Source organism: Niveispirillum sp. BGYR6, from assembly GCF_027568365.1.
GTDB lineage: Bacteria > Pseudomonadota > Alphaproteobacteria > Azospirillales > Azospirillaceae > Niveispirillum.
The window spans coordinates 56,293-74,084 of the sequence record NZ_JANLNL010000011.1; the positions used below are offsets into that span (position 1 = coordinate 56,293).

Consider the following 17,792-nt stretch of genomic DNA (forward strand, 5'->3'; position numbering starts at 1 on the left):
CTATTTCGTTTAACCATAGCGACGTTTCGCCTCGATCGTCAGCCCCAGGCCGACGGCGCCGAACTTGTCGCCTTCCACGATGCGGGCCCCCGGCATGGCCCCGATGATGGCCCCGCGCACAGCGGGCAGCAGGGTGGAACCGCCGGTCAGGAACACGGCATCCACCTGATCGGCCCGCAAGCCCGCCTGGGTCAGGCAGTCGCGCGTCTGGGTGGCCAGCCGCTGTACCGGGTCGGCCACGGCCACGCCCAGCCTTTCGCGCGTGGTGGGGGCCGTCAATCCTGCTTCCACCAGGGCCAGATCAATCTCCACCCGCTCGTGATCGGACAGGGCGATCTTGCCTTCCTCCACCCGCATGGCCAGGGCGTGGCCCAGATGCTGTTCCAGCACAATGGCCAGCCGTTCCAGCAATTCCGGCCGGCGCGCTTCCCGCATCAGCCGGCGCACATCGGCCAGCACGCCGGGTGTGTAGAGGAAGTTGATCTTGGCCCAGGTGGCCAGGTCGACGAACAGATGGTTGGGTGTCAACAGCCCGTCGCGCAGCAGGGGGGAGCGATAGCCCAGATGCGGCATCACCGCCTCCAGCGACAGCAGCCGGTCGAAATCCGTCCCGCCGATGCGCAAGCCTTCATTGGCCAGAATATCGCCGGCCCGGTCGGGCTTGGCGGCATGGTCTGGGCCGATGCGCACAATGGAAAAGTCCGATGTACCGCCGCCGATATCAGCGATCAGGGCAATCTCTTCCCGCGTCACCTGCGCCTCATAGGCAAGCGCAGCGGCGATGGGTTCATACTGGAAGCTGACATCGCTGAACCCGCTGGCCCGCGCGATATCGGCCAGCGCATCCTCTGCCCGCGCATCGGCGGCAGCGTCCCCATCCACGAAATGCACCGGGCGGCCATGCACCACGCGGGTCAGTTCCACGCCGGTGGCGGCCTCTGCCGTGGCCTTTATGTGCCGGATCACCAGACCGATCACCTCCCGAAAGCCGACGCGGCGGCGGCCCAGCAAGGTTTCCTCATCAATCAGGCTGGTGCCCAGCACCGATTTAATCGACCGCATCAACCGCCCCTCGCCACCAGCCACATAGGCATTGATGGCGGCGCGGCCAAAGGCGGGGTGATGCGTTTCAAAATCAAAGAAGATGGCGCTGGGCAGCGTCTCATGCCGGCCCTCCAGCGCGATCATCCGCGTCCCTTCCGGCCCGGCAATGCCAAGGGTGGAATTGGACGTGCCGAAATCCAGACCGCAGGCCGTCATCTTCATCACCTTCGACGCAAAAAGGGCAGGGGGCCAACCATGTGGCCAGCAAAAGGGGGCGGGGTGTTTAAGCGATAAGGGGGGTGTGCGTCAAGCTGTTCGCTTGGCACCCCTCGGGTACTTGCGGTAAGGTTGTATAACTATATGACATGGGATTACCCTTATATGTTGTCGGCTGAATATTTCGATCCAATCGTAGCTTTCCTGCGGGAAATCGGTTTGCCCGTACAGGTCGGCCCCTTCGGGGCAGAGGGGTTCCTGCCCGGTGTCACCATTATGGATGGTGCGCTGCGGGTGGACCCGGATCACCTCTATGTCTCCGGCGATCTGCTGCATGAGGCGGGGCACATGACTATTGTGCCAGCACGGCTGCGCGCCCAGTTGGGCAATAACCTGGAAGAAAGCCTGCGCGAACGGCTGGAAGGGCAGGATGATCCGCTGGCCCGTCTGGCCCTGCAGCATACGGAAATGATGGCAATTGCCTGGTCTTATGCCGCGCTGCGGGCCCTGAACCTGCCGCCCGAGGTGATTTTCTTCGCCGGTGGCTACCGTTTGGGACCGGAACAGCAGCAACAGTTCGTCGCTATGCTGGACAGCGGCAATTATTTCGGCATCGCCCATCTGGCACGGGCGGGCATGACCGGGCCCTGTGGTATCATGGCGCTGTTACAGCAAAACGGACTGCCCCCCTATCCGCAGATGACGAAATGGCTGCAGGATTGATGGGCGCGCGCTATCTGTTGGGCTTGATGATGTCAGCATCCAAGACCAAGGCCGCATGACCCCGTTTGGTGACCGAATCCGCAGCCTGCGCACCCGCAAAGGCGTGAGCCTGAAAGAGATGGCGGCGGAACTGGAAATCAGTTCCGCCTATCTGTCGGCCCTGGAACATGGGCGCAAGGGCCTGCCCTCGCCCATGCTGTTGCGCCAGATCTGTACCTATTTCGGCCTGATCTGGGATGAGGCGGAGGAGATGGAGCGGCTGGCCGCCATCAGCGACCCGCGCGTGGTGGTGGATACCGGCGGCCTGTCGCCCGACCATACGCTGGCGGCCAACCTGATGGCCCGCCATATCAACCTGCTGACCCCGCATGAGCTGGCCAGCCTGCTGGCCATCCTGCGCCGGCATGAGAAGAAAGGGTAGGGGCGCGGGAGCCCCTTAAATCCGCGTCTGCAGGGTCAAGGCCCCCGTCCAGCCCTTGGCGCTGACCCCGAAACCGGGCAGCCGGTCGGCATCATAGCGCACCAGATCGAAGCCGACCGAGGTCTGCTTGTAGAAGCGCCAGGACAGGCCCATGCCGTAAGCCTCGTAATCCTCCACCTGCCCGCGCTCGCTGGCCTGCCGCCAGACAGACAGGCCATAGGGGCCGTTTTCATAGCCACCGGTCAGCGTATAGCCCCGGCTGGAGGAGATGCCGACAGGCTGGCCGCTCTTGCCATCGTCGGTCCAGACGATGCCGGCGGAGAAGCCGCCATAGAGCAGCAGGCCGGCCAGCTTCAGGCTTTCCGTATCATGGATGCCGACGGTCCCGGCATCACCGCGCACATAGCCGGCCGCCAGCTCATAGGAAAAGGCCTGCCAGTCGCCCTGGTAATTCAGGCCGAATTCCCACAGGTCGCGCTCGGGCGCGATGGCGGAGGGCTTCTTGATATCCTCCAGCAGGCTCTGGCGCTTCCAGGCATAGGAAACACCAGCCCGCAGGCCCATCACCCGTGGCGTCTCATAGAGAATTTTTGTGGCGTCGTCGCTGTCGCGGCCGAGATGGCTCCAATAGGGGGCTGCACCCGCCGTATGGTTCCAGAACCCATCCACCTGCCCGCCGGCCAGCAGGGGCAGCAGGTCCACCGCCCGCTTGGCGGCCCCATCCTCATCCCCCAGCCGAATCCTGCCCCAGGCAGAGGTGACATGTAGATAGGCTTCATTGACCGTCAGATCGGCATTATTGCCCACCCGGTCCTGGCTTTTCTCGTAATCGCCGGAACCGATGGTGGCGGACAGCCCATAGGACAGTCCGCTGTCGGTGGTGACGGTGCCGTTGCCGGTCAGGGCATAGCCGCCATAGGCGTTCCAGCCATCGCCGCTGCCGTGCGGGGCGTTGGTGGCACGCACCCCCGTCACCTCCGCCACGCCGTGCCAGTCAAACTGGATGCCATCGGCGGCAGCGGCGGGCAGGCTGCCCCCGATCAGGGCGGCGGCGAGCAGTGCAAGGCGGGCGGCACGGCGGGGCGTCGTCTGGGTCAAGGTTCTGCTTCCGGTGATTTTGACGGGCTTGGTTGTCACGGACTAGGTGGCCGATCCGGCAGGAATATGGCAGAGGTGGCGTATCCGGGCCGGATTGGCAACCCCGCAAGGCGGGGGGCCGGCCGTGCCCGCCCCATCCGGCACCAGCAGGTTTCAGCAGATGAGCCAGAATTCCGCCCTCCCCGACATGCAGCAGGAAATCGCCGCCAATCTGGCTGCCATCCACAGCGCCATTGCCGCCCAGGCGGAAAGTGTCGGCCGCCCGGTTGATGCCGTCACGCTGGTCGCCGTCTCCAAGGTGCAGCCGCTGGAAAAGCTGGAAGCGGCCCTGGCCGCCGGCCAGCGCGTGTTCGGTGAAAACCGGGTGCAGGAGGCCAAGGCCAAGTTCCCCGCGCTGCGCGAGCGTTATGCGGATATCGAACTGCACCTGATCGGCCCGCTGCAGACCAACAAGGTGAAGGAAGCCGTCGCCCTGTTCGACGTCATCCAGACCCTGGACCGGCCCAAGCTGGCCGCAGCCCTGGCCGAGGAAGGCCGCCGCCAGGGCCGCCTGCCGCGCCTGTTTGTGGAGGTGAATACGGGGGAGGAACCGCAGAAGGCCGGCGTCACCCCGGCGGAACTGCCCGCCTTCCTGGCCGAATGCCGCGACCAGCACGGGCTGACCATATCCGGCCTGATGTGCATCCCGCCGGTGGAGGAGGAAGCATCGCTGCATTTCGCCCTGCTGGCGGAACTGGCCCGGCGCAACAATATCCCGGACATCTCCATGGGGATGAGTGGGGATTACGAGCTGGCGACCCGGCTGGGTGCCACCCATGTCCGCGTCGGCACCGCCATTTTCGGTGAACGGGTGAAGCACCAGGCCGAATCCGAAGAGGCGCATGGCTGACATCGCCCTGCCCGATTTCCGCCGGCTGGATTATCTGGCCCGGGGCAGCGAAGACCAGCGCCGCGCCCATGCGGTGCTGGTCCGCCATGATCTGTTGGGCCGGCTGGCCCCGCTGGATGCGGTGTTGGCCGGCACGGTGCCCCTGGATATCCAGGGGCCGGGCTCTGATCTGGATATCCTGGTTGCCGCCCCCGACCCTGCGGCCCTGATCCCCCGGCTGGACGCGATGTTCGGCACCCTGCCGGATTATCACCGCCGGCTGGCGGATTTCATCGATGGCCCCGCCCTGGTGGCGGGTTTCGCCCTGGACGGCTGGCCGGTGGAGATTTTCGCCCAGGCCCTGCCGGTGGAACGCCAGATGGGCTGGCGGCATATGTTGGTGGAAGCCCGCCTGCTGGCCCTGTTCCCGGCAGCAAAAGCGGCGATCCGGGGGGTGAAGGCCACCGGTTTGAAGACCGAACCCGCCTTCGCCGCCCTGTTCAACCTGCCCGGCGACCCGTATCAAGCCCTGCTGACGCTGGAAAACTGGTCGGAAATGGAGATTAAGGCATTGAAATCAAACGATATGAAGAAAAATTTCTGATTTTCGCAACAGAATGCTTGCGTGGGGGGGCGGAGATCAGTATGTTCCGCGCCGCTCCAGTGCGGAGGGGTGGCCGAGTGGTTGAAGGCGCTCGCCTGGAAAGCGGGTATACGTCAAAAGCGTATCGTGAGTTCGAATCTCATCCCCTCCGCCATTTTCCCTGGGCTCAAGGCAACCTTCGGGTGCCACTCAGTCACAGCGCGCCTGACAAGCAAGGCTTGACGCTCTGACACTTTTTCATGAATTGGACAGTGTCTCTGTCGGTGCTGTTTCTTCACGCAAGGCCGCCCAGGACAGTAACGCGTCCAGCGCTGGGCACAGCGCCTGTCCCCATTCCGTCAGACAATATTCCACCTTCGGCGGCACCTGATGGTGAACGATGCGGCGGACAATGCCATCGCTTTCCATCTGGCGAAGCTGCTGGATCAGCATCTTCTGCGATATGCCGGGAATCGCCCGTTCAAGATCGGAAAAGCGCAGGACAGCGCCGCCGAACAGGTGGAACAGGATGATCAGCTTCCACCGCCCCTCCAGCAGCTTCAAGACATTCTCAACGCCTGCGGCCGCTGTTTCCCGCGTATATTCGGTCGACTTACTTTTCGGTAAGTACCTTACTTTTTTGTCGGTTCTTGTCATTTCGGCAGGTTAAGGCAATCTAGGCATTGCAACAACGCAAATCGGAGAATGACCATGCCGATCTCCCTGCCGGGGCCGATCGCGGCCTATTTTGCTGCCGATCAGATGGATGGCGGCGATATCGCCCAATGTTTCACTGAAAAGGCGACCGTCGTTGATGAACGCCGGGCCCATACCGGCCGCGACGCCATCCGCCAATGGAAGGCCGACGCGGCCGCAGCGTTCAGCTACACAACCGATCCCTTTGCCATCGTTGAGGAGGGCGGGCATATGATTGTGACGGCCCATGTTGCGGGGAACTTTCCCGGCAGTCCCGTTGATCTGCGCTATGCGTTTGTTCTGGAGGACGGAAAGATCGCGCGGCTGCAGATCACGCCATAGGCTGCCGATCCCCGGTCTGGGAAAGGCAGGTGCTGGGCCTTTCCCCGGTTCAGGCCCGCGCGCGCCAGCCGGGGGCCTCGGCATCCAGGATGCGTTCCAGCTGGCCCACCCGTTCTTCCAGCCGGTGGGCCCGGTCGGACAGTTCGGCGGCAGCACCCTCGGACAGGCCGTTCAGCTTCATGGCCCGCATCTTGGTCAGGTGCTTCATCACAATGGCGACGATGGGGATCAGCAGCGCCACCACCGGAATGATAAAGGGTGTGTTGAACATGGGTGCCGGCCTCAGGGCTGGGGTGGTCGGTGCTGGGGCGGATCAGGGCTTGTTGCCCAGGCCGCGCAGCTGTCGGTTCAGATCGAATTCCGGGCTGGTGACATAGCGTTCAATATCGCCAACCCGGCGGTCAATCTCATCAAAGCCCCGGAAGCGGCGACGCAGCGCCAGCTCGGCTTCGGCGGCCTGCACATCAATCTCCTGCCAGCGGCGCAGATGGCGCAGCACGATGGCAATGATGGGGATGCTGAGCGCCAGAACCGGGATGATGAAGGGTGAGTCAAACAAGCAAGCCTCCGCTGCGAAGGGGGGCCGACCGGGGTCGGCCGTTACTTCCGTTCCAGATCGCGGAACTGGCGGTGCAGGTCATATTCGCGTGAGGCGACGAACCCTTCGAGCCGGCCGATTTCCTGATCCAGCTGCCGGAACTTGTTGCGCAGGGCGGACAGGGTCTGTTCCGGCTTGGTGGCGACCGAGCGCCAGAACACCTCTTCCTCCTGGCTTTCATACAGGCCCATCGGCTGCGGCTTCAATATCCACCACAAGATGGGATAGCCGAACAGGAAGACCGGCGGGAAGCAGAAGAAACCGATGACGAAGACCAGCCGGACAATCCAGCTATCAACATTCAGATAATCGGCGATGCCGGCGCAGACGCCGCCCAGCTTGGCATCGGTGCGGCTGCGATAGAGCTTGTGCGGGTTGGGTGAGCGGGTATTGATCGGTTCCATCGCCTCCTCCTGCTCCTGCTCCTGCTCCTGCTCCGCACTGCGGCTATAGACGCCGCTGTCATAAACATAGGCACTGCCCCCCTTGCGGCGGCGGCCATAACGGCCGGGATCGATCCCCAGATATTCGCCCCAGCTCTGCTCCGGGCGCTTGCCCAGCAATTCGTACTGCCAATCCTTCTGCCCCTGCCGGTTGGCGCGGTAGCGCCGGCGGCCGGAACCGGGGGGCGGTGGATAATCACCGCCCCTGCCATAGCCTGAATGATCGTTGCTCATGCTTTCGACCTCCAGCCCGGCGCCTCGGCATCCAGGATCTTTTCCAGCTGGCGGATGCGGTCTTCCATCTTGCCGGCGCTGTGCCAGAGATCGGACAGCATCTGTTCATCATCCACAGACAGAGTCTTGGCGATGCGCCATTTGGTGATGTAGTGGAAAATGATCCAGACCGGCGCCACGATCACCATGAAGATGATGGCGACGACAATTGCTTCCTGCGGCATTATTGCCCCCTATACTCCCAGGCTTGGCCCCGAAAGGCGGCCCCGCCATCAACCAACCTTGCAGCCGATCCGGCGGGGTCGCCCCCATCTTTCGGAGCCATGCTTATTCCGGCTGAGACTTGGCCGCCAGCTTCGCCTTCAGCGCCTGAAGTTCCGATTCCACCTTCGACTCGGCTTCAAGCTCGGCAATCTCCTCGTCCAGGCTCTTGGTGCGACCCATGCCCAGCACTTCGGATTTGCCTTCCAGCACATCCAGGTTGCGCTCCACCTGCTCAAAACGGCTGAACGCGTCGGTGATGCGCTCATCATAGAGCTGGGTGCGCACCTTCAGGCGGTTGGTCGCCGTCTTGTGACGGGCGATCAATGCCTTTTCGCGGGTCTTGGCATCGGCCAGCTTCTGCTGCAAAGCAGCAATATCCTCGCTGGTCTTGGCCAGCGCGCTGTCCAGTCGGGCCAGCTCACCCGCCATATGGTCGGCGGCCTCGGCCAGCTTGGCGCGGGCGACCAGGGCCCCCTTGGCCAGGTCTTCCCGGTCCTTGGAAAGCGCGAATTCGGCCTTGCGCTGCCAATCATCCGACTCCCGCCGGATTTCGGCCAGCCTGCGCTCGATCTCCTTCTTCTCCGCGACGGTCTTGACCGCGGAGGAGCGCACCTCGACCAGGGTGTCTTCCATTTCCTGGATGATCAGGCGGACCAGCTTTTCCGGGTCTTCCGCACGATCCAGGATGGCATTGATGTTCGAATTAACGATGTCGCCGAGGCGGGAAAAAATGCCCATGTCAGGCTCTCCTTCAGGCAAGGGCAATGAAAAGGTTGCTCAATCCGGTGGCGACCGCAAGGATGATCCACGCTTCCACCGGCACAGCCCGAAAATCTTCGTAAAGATCCCGGAACATGCCGCCAGTTGCACCGCCGGCGTGACGGGTGAAGAACCCGGCCTTGCCATAAGTGAAGCTGTCGGTCTGCCGATCCTTGGCGGCGCTGTCCAGTGTGAAGTCGGTCATTTTTGCGTCCCCTTCGCGTCTTTGAGTGTCCCCGGTGTCCGAGACAGTATCAGCAAAGGGCGTGCCAAGTGGGGTCAGCGCCCCTATTATCATTTAAAATCAATTGGTTATAGATTTTTTCCCGTAACCACCACTTTCGGTCGGTTGGTCAAATTTCAAATTCTTGGCGATTTGAACCACTCTCTCGCCAAATGCGCCATTTCGCGATTATAGTGGCGATCATTATCATTCCGCCGCCCTGCCAACGGACGCGCCGCCCATGTCGCCCAATGTCAATCCGCCCTCCCTGATCGGTCAGGCCCCGTCCTTTCTGGGGCTGATGGAACATGTCTCCCAGGCAGCGCCGCTGAATCGGCCCACCCTGGTGATCGGGGAGCGTGGGACGGGCAAGGAACTGATCGCCGCCCGCCTGCATTACCTGTCGCCGCGCTGGGACAAGCCGTTTGTGAAGCTGAACTGCGCGGCGCTGTCCGAAACGCTGCTGGAAACCGAACTGTTCGGGCATGAGGCGGGATCGTTCACCGGGGCCGCCAAGCGCCATGTCGGCCGGTTTGAGCTGGCCGATGGCGGCACCCTGTTCCTGGATGAGATCGCCACCGCCACCCTGCGGGTGCAGGAAAAGATCCTGCGCGTCATTGAGTATGGGGAGTTCGAGCGGGTGGGCGGCACGGTTACCATCAATATCGATGTCCGCGTGGTGGGGGCGACCAATGCCGATCTGCCGCGCCTGGCCGATCAGGGCAAGTTCCGCGCTGACCTGCTGGACCGGCTCTGTTTTGACGTGGTGACCATTCCGCCCCTGCGCGCCCGGCCGGAGGATATCCGCATCCTGGCCGATCATTTCGGCATCGCCATGGCCAAGGAACTGGGCCGCCCCTATTTTGGCGGCTTCACCCCGGATGCCATGGAGCAATTGCTGGCCTATGACTGGCCGGGCAATGTGCGTGAATTGAAGAATGTGGTGGAACGCGCCGTCTATCGCACCGCCGACCCGGAACTGCCCATCACCGAGGTGCAGTTCGACCCGTTCGAATCCCCCTGGCGGCCCAAGCAGATGGCGATCTATGCTGATGCGCCGGTGATGGCCCATCACCCGCATCACAGCCCGGCCCCGCCGGCGCCCCCGCCGCCACCCTCTGCCAACGGAAATGCCGCCCCGCCGTCCGCCGTCCCCGGCTGGCCGGCGGAGGGGGGGCCGTGCGATTTCCTCAATCTTGTCTCGGATTTCGAAAAGGCGCTGCTGCGCGCCGCATTGGAGCGCAACCAGTTCCACCAGAAGCGCGCGGCCAGCGACCTGGGCCTGAACTATCACCAGTTTCGCGGCTATCTGCGCAAATATGGGTTGCTGGAAAAGCGCCATGGGCCCCGCAATGGGGAAGAGATGGAGGAGGGGGAAGAGGGCTAACCCCCTCCCTGCGTCGCCGGGCCGCAGCCGTTCAAGTGAGAGTGACTTGCGTTCGTGTCCGGGCTGGCCTATGCCGCTTCATGAACGGAGGTTCGTCCATGAAGCTATCCACCCTGCGCCGGGGCCAACAGGCCCGCATCCACCAGATCAACGCCTCTGACAGCCTGACCCGCAAGCTGCTGGAGATGGGGCTGGAGGAGGGCATGGATGTGACCTTGCTGCATGAAGGCCCCATCGCGCGCGACCCCATCGCCATCCGCATTGCCGGCGACCGGGTGATTGCGCTGCGCCGCCGCGACGCCGACGCCATCCATCTGTCCCCCCTTTCCTGACGTCATCATGGCCAAACAACCGCTGATCGCCATTGCCGGGATGCCGAATTCCGGCAAATCGGCCCTGTTCAACCGGTTGACCGGCAGCCGCCAGAAGGTGGCCAATTATGCCGGTGTGACGGTGGAGCGCAAGGAAGGCGCCTTTACCACGCCCGCCGGCCATGCCTGCCGCCTGCTGGACCTGCCGGGCGCCTATTCCCTGCGCGCCCGCAGCCCGGATGAGGCGGTGACGCGTGATGCGCTGCTGGGAAGGCTGGCCGATATTGAACGGCCGGATTTCCTGATCTGCGTGGCCGATGCCACCAACCTGAAACTGCATCTGCGCTTCACACTGGAAGCCAAGGCACTGGGCGTGCCGATGGTGCTGGCGCTGAACATGTTCGACATTGCCGACCGGCGCAAATTCAGCATCGACGCCGCCGAACTGTCCCGCCTGCTGGGCATCCCGGTGGTGCCGACGGTGGCTGTGCGTGGCGGCAAGGTGGAGGCTTTGCTGGCCGTGGTGGACCAGTATCTGGCCAACCCGGTGCCCCACCCGGCCCCTTCCTGGACGGAGCCGACCACGGCGGAACTGCGCGCCCTGAACCGGCAGGCCATGGCGCTGCTGGATCAGGCCGGTGTGGCCTATGGCGTGCCGCCCGTCACCAGCTATGCCATCGACCGGGTGCTGCTGCACCCGGTGTTCGGGCTGCTGATCCTGATGGGCTTGATGTTCTTCGTTTTCCAATCGGTTTTCACTTGGTCGGCCTGGCCGATGGACCAGATCGATGGGGCGGCCAGCGCGCTGGGGGCCTGGCTGGGCAGCCAGTTGCCGGACGGGCTGTTCCGCAGCTTCATCGTTGACGGGGTGGTTGCCGGTATCGGCTCCGTCATCGTCTTCCTGCCGCAGATCCTGGTGCTGTATTTCTTCATCCTGGTGCTGGAGGACAGCGGCTATATGGCGCGTGCCGCCTTTCTGCTGGACCGGCTGATGGGCGGGGTGGGCTTGCATGGCAAAAGCTTCATTCCCCTGCTGTCCTCCTTCGCCTGCGCCATTCCCGGCGTGATGGCCGCCCGTACCATCGAACATAAGCCCGACCGGCTGACCACCATTCTGCTGGCCCCTTTGATGACCTGTTCGGCCCGTCTGCCGGTCTATACGCTGCTGATCGCCGCCTTTGTGCCCAACCGCGAGGTGGTCACCGGCATCAACCTGCAGGGGCTGGTGATGTTCGGGCTTTATATGGCGGCACTGACCACCGGCCTGCTGGTCGCCTTTGTGCTGAAGCGTTTCGTCTATACCGAACAGGTGGACAGCTTCGTCATGGAGCTGCCCACCTACAAGCTGCCGACGCTGCATAATATTGTTTTCGGTCTGCTGGAACGGGCGCGGATTTTCCTGCGCCGGGCCGGTGGCATCATCTTCACCATCATGGTGGTGATCTGGGTGCTGTCCAGTTTCGGCCCGCACGGGATCAGCGGCAATATCGAACAGAGCTTTGCCGGCATCATCGGCATTGCGCTGGCGCCCCTGTTCGCCCCCATCGGGTTCAGCTGGCAGATGGTGATCGCCCTGATCCCCGGCATGGCGGCCCGCGAAGTGGCGGTAACGGTGCTGGGCACCGTCTATGCCATCAGTGCGGATAATGAGGAAGGGTTGGCCAGCGGGCTGGCAACGACGCTGCAATCCAGCTGGGCCCTGCCGGCCGCCATTTCCTTCCTGGTCTGGTACATCTTCGCCCCGCAATGCATCAGCACGCTGACGGTGATCCGGCGGGAGACGAACAGCACGAAGTTCATGTGGGCGACCTTCGCCTATCTGTTCGTGCTGGCCTATGTCATGTCGTTCCTGGCCTTTCAGATCAGCAGCGCGCTGCTGGGGTAAGCGCCTGGGTCACGCCCCCGGCAGCCGCAGCCCCGGTGCCAGGCCCAGCCGTTCCGGGTGCAGAAATTCCCGCGTCTGGCGGACGGCCTCAGCCAGCCCGACCCGCTGAATTTCCACGCCCTCAGGAAAGGCACCGGCCAGCCGTGTCGGCATCATCGGGTCCAGCAGCACGAAGACGCCGACATCATTGGCCCGGCGCACCAGCCGGCCAAAGGCCTGACGCAGGCGCAGCCTGGTGATCATGTCATCAAAGCCGCGCCGGCCCTGCACCTTGTCGAAATAATTGCGCCGCGCCTTGTGCAGAATGTCGGGCCGGGGCCAGGGCACCCGGTCGAACACGATCAGGCGCAAGCTGCGGCCCGGCACATCCACCCCGTCGCGCACCGCATCGGTGCCCAGCAGGCAGGCATCCTCCTCGCCCCGGAAAATATCCACGAGCGTAGGCACATCCATGCCGTCCAGATGCTGGGCCAGAAGGGGAATACCCGCTTCTTCCAGCGGTTCGGCAATGCGTTCATGCACACCGCGCAGCCGCTGGATGGCGGTGAACAGGCCCAACCCACCACCGCCCGCCGCCAGGAACAACTCCCGGTAAGCCGCCGCCACCTGGCCTAGATCATCCTTGCGCACGTCATTCACCACCAGAACCCGCGTCTGGCTGGCATAATCGAACGGGCTGGGCACGGCGGCGCGCAGCGGCAGCGCCCCCATATGGTTGGTGCCGGTGCGGATGGAGGCGGCCTGCCAATCCTGTTCCACATTGCCGGTGCCGTCGGTCAGGGTGGCGCTGGTCAGCACCAGCCCATGGGCGACTGCGCCCACCGTATCGGCAAAGGGAATGGTCGGGTCGATCCAATGGCGATACATGCCGGTATCGAAATCCCGTCCCTCCACCCGCTCAATGCCGAACCAGTCGACATATTTGCGGGGTGCTTCCTCCTTCAGGCTTTGCAGCATCAGCCGCCAGCCATTCACCTCATTCTGGGCGCGGCGCTTCAAGGCGCGGGAGATGCTGTCCATGCGGCGGCGGGTTTCGCTGTCCAGCTCATCCGATTCCTCCTCCAGCATCTCCCGCAGCCGGTCGGACAGTTTTTCCAGCGGCATGGCCAGCTTGGCCAGGGCCACATCCAGTTCCAGGGCTGTTTCCAGCAGCGTATCCACCACCGGGCGGCATTCGGTTTCCAGGCTATAGGGGTTATCCACCCCAGCTGCGCGGGCCAGCACCTGGCCCCGCACCTGGGACAGGAACTGTTCCAGCACGCCCTTCGGCTCCCCGCCATGGATGCGTTGCGGCCAGGCATCGCCCGGCAGTACCTGAGCTGCCTGCTGGATTTCGGCCAACAGTTCCAGGGAAGTCTGGTCGCCGCCGACCAGATCTTCCACCCGGCGGCGGAGACCCCTGGCCCGGCTGCGGCCCGATACCTCCGCCCCCAGCAGCCAGCGCCGCAGTTCCGAGGTTTCTGTCGCCGTCAGATGGCCGGCAAAGGCATTGTCGGCGGCATCAAACACATGATGGCCTTCATCAAACACATAGCGCGTGGGCACATAGGCATCATCACCGCCACCCAGCGCCGCCTGCACCATCACCAAAGCATGGTTGGCCACCACGATGTCGGCCTTGCGGGCGCGGCGCACGCTTTTTTCAATGAAACAGCGGGTATAATGGGCGCAGGCATTATAGACGCATTCGCCCCGCCGGTCGGCCAGACCCATGGTGCGGCCCTTGCCCAATATGTCGACCAGCCAGCCGGGGAAATCCCCGCCCGCCATATCGCCATCGCGCGTCGCCGCCGCCCAGCGCGCCATCAGCCCCATGGAGGTGGCATAGGCGGGCTGGGTATGGGCGATGTTGGTCGCTTCCTCCAGGTTTAGCAGGCAGAGGTAATTTTCCCGGCCCTTGCGCACCACCACCTTGCGCGCCTTGATCACCGGGTCCGGGTGCAGCCGGTCCAGTTCCTTGTCGATCTGGTGCTGAAGCTGGCGGGTATAGGTTGAAATCCACACCGGCCCGCTGTTCTTTTCCGCCCACAGGGTGGCGGGGGCCAGATAGCCCAGCGTCTTGCCTACGCCCGTGCCGGCCTCTGCCAGCACCAGATTGGGCACGCCCTGTTCATCGCGCGGGGTGAAGGCGGATGTCACGGCACTGGCATAATCGGCCTGCTGCGGGCGCGGTTCGGAGGCGGCACCACTGGCCACCAGTTCGGCCAGCCGCCGCCGCGCCTCACCCGGCTCCACCGGGATATGGCCGGGCGGTGGCTCCGGCGCTTCGGCCTGCCATTCCTTCAACCCGTTCCATACCATCAGGCCGCGCCGCGCCCGGTCATTCCCCGGCCCGTGCGGCAGGCCCAAGGCTGCCATCACCGAGGGGGCCCAGGTCCAGCCGGCCTGCCCCATGAACCAGCCGATGCCAGCGGCGTCTGATTTTTCCCGCAATTGCTTGCGCTTTTCGCCCTCGGGTTCCGGCCGGTTATTCTCCGCCAGTTCCCCCAGCAGGATGCGGGCGCTGTCGATCAGCGACAGCGCCTCAGCCTCCGCATCCTGGGGCACGGGCTGACCCGTGGCTTCAGCCAAGCCCTTGGGCGTGGGCAGGCAGAACCGGGCCGGGCGGACAAAGGCGAACAGTTCCAGCAGGTCGAACGCATCGGCCATCCGGTCCGCCCGCAGCCGCCGCGCCACGGCGCGGCCATGGGCCAGGATGACACTGTTATGTTTCAGCCGGTACGCCGCCTCATCATGCGGGATCAGCTCCACCTCGCCATCCGGCGTCACCCAGGTGACACCGCGCGCCCCCACCACAATGGCCGGCGCATCGGGCAGCAGCAGGCGCGGCGGTGCCGTGCGCACCGCTGCCGCCGGGGCCTGTTCACGCCGGCCCGTGCCGGGAAAGGGAACGATGCGATCATCCATGGCGCTGGATTATAGGCAAGCCGGCGGCAGATGCATCAACAAAACAGGAACAGGGGGGCGAACGAGAAGGCCCCTTTCATGGGGAGCCCAACGCCCCATCCAACGCCACCGCCTGCGCCGTCATGCCCGCCAGGTTGGGGTGGTACGGCACGCCGCCGGTGGCCACAAACCCCGTCATCCAAGGCTCGGCAGCACAGGCATCATGGCCCTGTGACAGAGCCGAAACCTTAATCGGTTTGGCCCCCGCCTCCTGCGCTACCTTGGCGGTCAACGCCTCCACCCTTGCGGTAGCAGCGCGGGCGGCAGCGGCGGCTTCATCCGGCAGCGGGGTGGCAGCGCAGGTTCCCTTGGACGGCAGAACGGCGGGATAATCCAGGAACACCAGGGTCGCCTTGGGCGCCCGCTGCTTCACCCCGGCGGCGATGCGGCGCAGGCCTTCTTCCAGCCGGGCATAATCGGCCTCTGTTGCGGTCTGGGGCGGGCGGCATTTATCGGCAGCGATCTTCCCTTGCCCCGCCAGTTCCTGGCAGGAAGCCGACATCAGATTGCCGATATAGAACACATCATTGCCGCCGATGGTGACCGTCACCAGCGCGGTATCCCCATCCACCGCGTCGATCTGGGCCGGCAGCTCGTTCCAGGGTTCCAGAATGGCGGCGGTGGTGGCGCCGCTGCAGCTGACATCCACCAGATCAAGCCCGCGCCGTTCTGCCAGTTGATGGGCGTAATTGCGGGTGGAACGGCCACAGCGCGGCGGGGCGTCAGCCACATAGGGGGTGATGCCGGGGCCGGCGGCAAAGGAACTGCCCATGGCCACATATTTGGCGGCGGCCTGCGCTGTGACAGGGAAGAAGCCGGCCAGCAGAAGGGCGGCGGCAAGGGCGGTGCTGCGGTACTGGCTGGGCATCGGGTTCCCCGGATTGGACAGGCAGACATCACCCTATCGGTAAATAAGCCGGCCCCGCCACCCACAGGGGACGGGGCCGACCATCTGTTGGAGGGTTCGAGGCTGGGGAAGGGGGGGATCAGGCGGCCCGGATGCCGGCCAGGAAGCTTTCCAGTTCCCCCTTCATCACAGCGGCCTGCTGGCCCAGATGGCGGGCGGCGTCCAGCACGTCGCTGGCCGATTGGCCGGTCTTGTCGGCGGCAACATTCACATTGGCGATGTTCTGCGACACCTCGCGCGTGCCCACCGCCGCCTGCTGCACATTGCGGCTGATTTCGCGGGTGGTGGCATTCTGTTCTTCCACGGCGGCGGAGATGGCGGCCATCGCCTCATCAATCTGGCCGATGGTGGTGGTGATGGTGGCAATGGCCTGCACCGCCTGGGCGGAAACGGCCTGTACGGCGGCCACCTGCTGGCTGATCTCCTCCGTGGCATGGGCCGTCTGGGCGGCCAGATTCTTCACCTCCGCCGCCACCACGGCAAAGCCCTTGCCGGCATCACCGGCGCGGGCCGCCTCAATGGTGGCGTTCAGCGCCAGCAGGTTGGTCTGGCTGGCAATGTCGGCGATCAACTGCACCACATTGCCGATCCGGTGGCCGGCATCCGCCATCTCCGCCATGATGCTGCCGGTGCGCGCCGCCTCCTGGTTGGCGGTGTCGGCCACCTTGGTGGACAGGGCTACCTGACGCGCAATCTCCTGGATGGAGCTGGCCATTTCCTCCGCCGCGGAGGCCACGGTCTGCACATTGGTCGCCGTCTGTTCGGCAGCGCTGGCCGAGGCATTGGCCTCTGTCCGGGTTTGCAGGGCGATGCCGGTCATGCCCTGGGCGGTATTGTCCAGCTGCCCGGTCGCCCCCGCCACGGTCCCCAGGATCGAGGCAACCTTATGGTCAAACCCGGCGATCAGCACTTCTATGGCGCGGGACCGGGCCAGCTTGGCCTCCTGCTCAGCGGCTTGTTCGGCGGCCAGCCGGTCGGCCTCCACGGCGTTGCGCTTGAACACTTCCAGCGCGCGGGCCATGCCGCCAATTTCATCCCGGCGTGCGGTGCCGGCGATCACCACGGCACGGTCACCGGCGGCCAGCAGGCCCATCTGGTCGGTCATGGCGGAAATCGGCTGGGCTATCATCCGTGTCAGCCCGACGCCGGCAGATACGGCCAGCAGCAGGGACAGCAGGCCGGCAATGCCCACCGCATTTTCCGCCACCTCAAACGTATCCACCATGGTGGCGCGGCGTTCATTCAGCAGATCGCGGTGGCCATTCTGGATATCCTCGCCCAACCGGCGCAGTTCCGCCACCAGTTCGGCCCCCTTGCCGGCGCTGATCGCCTCCAGCGTCGCCGCCCGGGTGGCGGGATCGCGGTAACCGACAATCTGCGGGTCGGCCACCTCCGCCCGCCATTGCTGGGACAGGCGTTCAATCCGATCAATGCTGGCCAGTTGCTGCGGGTCGGTCAGCAGCCCGCGCACCTTTGCCAGATTGCTGTCGAAGATTTTCCGTGCCGTCTGATAGGGTTCCAGGAAGGATTCCTTGCCCGTCAACATATAGCCCCGCACACCGGCGACCTGATCGGTCTTGGCTGCCATGACCAGCCGCATCCCCCGCATGACCTCGTAGCTGGTCACCATCTCGTCATTGCTTTGCCGGATGCTGGCAAGCTGCCCCAGATTGAACAACCCGATGATGCCCGCCGTCAGGACCAGCGCGCCGAAGGCGAGCAGGAATTTCCGGCCGATACGAAGATTTTGCAGAAAATACAGTATCGACATCTCTTCCCTCCGAAGAACCGCAGGATCAATAAGGCACAAGATCACGGGCCCGGCCCCAAGGGGGCGGGTCATC

Annotated in this window: 20 protein-coding genes and 1 tRNA gene; 9 read left to right on the forward strand and 12 right to left on the reverse strand. The window is 64.3% G+C overall.

The genetic code is table 11. From position 1 onward, the window contains the following. Window positions 1–9: 9 nt before the first annotated feature. Complete coding sequence (locus PCJ49_RS19725) at window positions 10–1,260, reverse strand: Hsp70 family protein (protein ID WP_269912443.1); 1,251 nt, start codon at window positions 1,258–1,260, stop codon at window positions 10–12. A 165-nt stretch (window positions 1,261–1,425) separates the two neighbouring features. Here PCJ49_RS19725 and PCJ49_RS19730 point away from each other — a divergent pair, with 165 nt between their 5' ends. Further along, on the forward strand, window positions 1,426–1,983 hold the full coding sequence (locus PCJ49_RS19730) for a hypothetical protein (RefSeq protein WP_269912444.1): 558 nt from the start codon (window positions 1,426–1,428) through the stop codon (window positions 1,981–1,983). A gap of 55 nt (window positions 1,984–2,038) precedes the next feature. Further along, window positions 2,039–2,404, forward strand: a complete 366-nt coding sequence (locus PCJ49_RS19735) for a helix-turn-helix transcriptional regulator (protein ID WP_153206283.1) — start codon at window positions 2,039–2,041, stop codon at window positions 2,402–2,404. A 15-nt stretch (window positions 2,405–2,419) separates the two neighbouring features. On the opposite strand, the gene PCJ49_RS19740 is transcribed toward PCJ49_RS19735, so the two are convergent. Then, window positions 2,420–3,502, reverse strand: a complete 1,083-nt coding sequence (locus PCJ49_RS19740; protein ID WP_269912445.1) for a porin — start codon at window positions 3,500–3,502, stop codon at window positions 2,420–2,422. Between the two features lie 160 nt (window positions 3,503–3,662). On the opposite strand from PCJ49_RS19740, the gene PCJ49_RS19745 reads away from it, so the two are divergent. The 3 genes from PCJ49_RS19745 to PCJ49_RS19755 all read left to right on the forward strand — a co-directional run bounded on the left by PCJ49_RS19745 (window position 3,663) and on the right by PCJ49_RS19755 (window position 5,128). After that, window positions 3,663–4,391 carry a YggS family pyridoxal phosphate-dependent enzyme gene (locus PCJ49_RS19745; protein WP_269912446.1) on the forward strand — a complete coding sequence of 243 codons (729 nt, stop codon included), beginning with the start codon at window positions 3,663–3,665 and terminating at the stop codon, window positions 4,389–4,391. After that, the gene (locus tag PCJ49_RS19750) at window positions 4,384–4,974 is read left to right on the forward strand and encodes a DUF4269 domain-containing protein (RefSeq protein ID WP_269912447.1); all 591 of its coding nucleotides are present in this window, start codon (window positions 4,384–4,386) and stop codon (window positions 4,972–4,974) included. Before PCJ49_RS19745 ends, PCJ49_RS19750 begins: the two co-directional genes overlap by 8 nt. A gap of 63 nt (window positions 4,975–5,037) precedes the next feature. Beyond that, window positions 5,038–5,128: transfer RNA gene (locus PCJ49_RS19755), tRNA-Ser, on the forward strand. Window positions 5,129–5,211: 83 nt separating this feature from the next. Here the strand turns inward: PCJ49_RS19755 and PCJ49_RS19760 are convergent. Continuing rightward, entirely contained in the window at window positions 5,212–5,517 is a 306-nt protein-coding gene (locus tag PCJ49_RS19760; RefSeq protein ID WP_269912448.1) for a winged helix-turn-helix transcriptional regulator, read from the reverse strand. Between the two features lie 147 nt (window positions 5,518–5,664). Here PCJ49_RS19760 and PCJ49_RS19765 point away from each other — a divergent pair, with 147 nt between their 5' ends. Continuing rightward, entirely contained in the window at window positions 5,665–5,991 is a 327-nt protein-coding gene (locus PCJ49_RS19765) for a nuclear transport factor 2 family protein (protein WP_269912449.1), read from the forward strand. A gap of 49 nt (window positions 5,992–6,040) precedes the next feature. On the opposite strand, the gene PCJ49_RS19770 is transcribed toward PCJ49_RS19765, so the two are convergent. The 6 genes from PCJ49_RS19770 to PCJ49_RS19795 form a co-directional block, all read right to left on the reverse strand. Further along, a complete protein-coding gene (locus PCJ49_RS19770) occupies window positions 6,041–6,262 on the reverse strand; it encodes a hypothetical protein (protein ID WP_089290278.1) in 222 nt (73 codons plus the stop codon). A gap of 42 nt (window positions 6,263–6,304) precedes the next feature. After that, window positions 6,305–6,550: a hypothetical protein gene (locus PCJ49_RS19775; RefSeq protein ID WP_269912450.1), complete on the reverse strand. Its 246-nt coding sequence runs from the start codon at window positions 6,548–6,550 to the stop codon at window positions 6,305–6,307. A gap of 41 nt (window positions 6,551–6,591) precedes the next feature. Beyond that, window positions 6,592–7,266, reverse strand: a complete 675-nt coding sequence (pspC, locus tag PCJ49_RS19780; RefSeq protein WP_269912451.1) for an envelope stress response membrane protein PspC — start codon at window positions 7,264–7,266, stop codon at window positions 6,592–6,594. Beyond that, the gene (gene pspB / locus PCJ49_RS19785) at window positions 7,263–7,490 is read right to left on the reverse strand and encodes an envelope stress response membrane protein PspB (protein ID WP_089290281.1); all 228 of its coding nucleotides are present in this window, start codon (window positions 7,488–7,490) and stop codon (window positions 7,263–7,265) included. The genes pspC and pspB overlap by 4 nt, the downstream gene beginning before the upstream one ends. Window positions 7,491–7,593: 103 nt before the next feature. Further along, window positions 7,594–8,268, reverse strand: coding sequence for a phage shock protein PspA (pspA, locus tag PCJ49_RS19790; protein WP_089290282.1), 675 nt, complete (start codon window positions 8,266–8,268; stop codon window positions 7,594–7,596). A 13-nt stretch (window positions 8,269–8,281) separates the two neighbouring features. Then, entirely contained in the window at window positions 8,282–8,494 is a 213-nt protein-coding gene (locus PCJ49_RS19795; protein ID WP_269912452.1) for a hypothetical protein, read from the reverse strand. Window positions 8,495–8,753: 259 nt separating this feature from the next. On the opposite strand from PCJ49_RS19795, the gene pspF reads away from it, so the two are divergent. From pspF to PCJ49_RS19810, 3 genes are all read left to right on the forward strand, one after another. Next, window positions 8,754–9,899 carry a phage shock protein operon transcriptional activator gene (gene pspF, locus PCJ49_RS19800; protein WP_269912453.1) on the forward strand — a complete coding sequence of 382 codons (1,146 nt, stop codon included), beginning with the start codon at window positions 8,754–8,756 and terminating at the stop codon, window positions 9,897–9,899. Window positions 9,900–9,997: 98 nt separating this feature from the next. Beyond that, window positions 9,998–10,231, forward strand: coding sequence for a FeoA domain-containing protein (locus tag PCJ49_RS19805; RefSeq protein WP_244559679.1), 234 nt, complete (start codon window positions 9,998–10,000; stop codon window positions 10,229–10,231). Window positions 10,232–10,238: 7 nt separating this feature from the next. Next, complete coding sequence (locus tag PCJ49_RS19810) at window positions 10,239–12,095, forward strand: ferrous iron transporter B (protein ID WP_269912454.1); 1,857 nt, start codon at window positions 10,239–10,241, stop codon at window positions 12,093–12,095. Window positions 12,096–12,104: 9 nt separating this feature from the next. Here the strand turns inward: PCJ49_RS19810 and PCJ49_RS19815 are convergent, their stop codons facing one another. The 3 genes from PCJ49_RS19815 to PCJ49_RS19825 all read right to left on the reverse strand — a co-directional run bounded on the left by PCJ49_RS19815 (window position 12,105) and on the right by PCJ49_RS19825 (window position 17,719). Continuing rightward, window positions 12,105–15,002, reverse strand: a complete 2,898-nt coding sequence (locus tag PCJ49_RS19815) for an ATP-dependent DNA helicase (RefSeq protein WP_269912455.1) — start codon at window positions 15,000–15,002, stop codon at window positions 12,105–12,107. 76 nt (window positions 15,003–15,078) lie between these two features. Next, the gene (locus tag PCJ49_RS19820) at window positions 15,079–15,909 is read right to left on the reverse strand and encodes an SGNH/GDSL hydrolase family protein (RefSeq protein ID WP_269912456.1); all 831 of its coding nucleotides are present in this window, start codon (window positions 15,907–15,909) and stop codon (window positions 15,079–15,081) included. Between the two features lie 118 nt (window positions 15,910–16,027). After that, a complete protein-coding gene (locus PCJ49_RS19825; protein ID WP_269912457.1) occupies window positions 16,028–17,719 on the reverse strand; it encodes a methyl-accepting chemotaxis protein in 1,692 nt (563 codons plus the stop codon). Between the last annotated feature and the right edge of the window lie 73 nt (window positions 17,720–17,792).

Excerpts from the sequence above, each read along its gene's own strand:
- PCJ49_RS19725 (WP_269912443.1), bottom strand. The coding sequence starts at position 1,260 with ATGACGGCCTGCGGTCTGGATTTCGGCACGTCCAATTCCACCCTTGGC.
- PCJ49_RS19730 (WP_269912444.1), top strand. The coding sequence starts at position 1,426 with ATGTTGTCGGCTGAATATTTCGATCCAATCGTAGCTTTCCTGCGGGAA.
- PCJ49_RS19735 (WP_153206283.1), top strand. The coding sequence starts at position 2,039 with ATGACCCCGTTTGGTGACCGAATCCGCAGCCTGCGCACCCGCAAAGGC.
- PCJ49_RS19745 (WP_269912446.1), top strand. The coding sequence starts at position 3,663 with ATGAGCCAGAATTCCGCCCTCCCCGACATGCAGCAGGAAATCGCCGCC.
- PCJ49_RS19750 (WP_269912447.1), top strand. The coding sequence starts at position 4,384 with ATGGCTGACATCGCCCTGCCCGATTTCCGCCGGCTGGATTATCTGGCC.
- PCJ49_RS19765 (WP_269912449.1), top strand. The coding sequence starts at position 5,665 with ATGCCGATCTCCCTGCCGGGGCCGATCGCGGCCTATTTTGCTGCCGAT.
- PCJ49_RS19770 (WP_089290278.1), bottom strand. The coding sequence starts at position 6,262 with ATGTTCAACACACCCTTTATCATTCCGGTGGTGGCGCTGCTGATCCCC.
- pspC (WP_269912451.1), bottom strand. The coding sequence starts at position 7,266 with ATGAGCAACGATCATTCAGGCTATGGCAGGGGCGGTGATTATCCACCG.
- pspB (WP_089290281.1), bottom strand. The coding sequence starts at position 7,490 with ATGCCGCAGGAAGCAATTGTCGTCGCCATCATCTTCATGGTGATCGTG.
- pspA (WP_089290282.1), bottom strand. The coding sequence starts at position 8,268 with ATGGGCATTTTTTCCCGCCTCGGCGACATCGTTAATTCGAACATCAAT.
- PCJ49_RS19795 (WP_269912452.1), bottom strand. The coding sequence starts at position 8,494 with ATGACCGACTTCACACTGGACAGCGCCGCCAAGGATCGGCAGACCGAC.
- pspF (WP_269912453.1), top strand. The coding sequence starts at position 8,754 with ATGTCGCCCAATGTCAATCCGCCCTCCCTGATCGGTCAGGCCCCGTCC.
- PCJ49_RS19805 (WP_244559679.1), top strand. The coding sequence starts at position 9,998 with ATGAAGCTATCCACCCTGCGCCGGGGCCAACAGGCCCGCATCCACCAG.
- PCJ49_RS19810 (WP_269912454.1), top strand. The coding sequence starts at position 10,239 with ATGGCCAAACAACCGCTGATCGCCATTGCCGGGATGCCGAATTCCGGC.
- PCJ49_RS19815 (WP_269912455.1), bottom strand. The coding sequence starts at position 15,002 with ATGGATGATCGCATCGTTCCCTTTCCCGGCACGGGCCGGCGTGAACAG.
- PCJ49_RS19820 (WP_269912456.1), bottom strand. The coding sequence starts at position 15,909 with ATGCCCAGCCAGTACCGCAGCACCGCCCTTGCCGCCGCCCTTCTGCTG.
- PCJ49_RS19825 (WP_269912457.1), bottom strand. The coding sequence starts at position 17,719 with ATGTCGATACTGTATTTTCTGCAAAATCTTCGTATCGGCCGGAAATTC.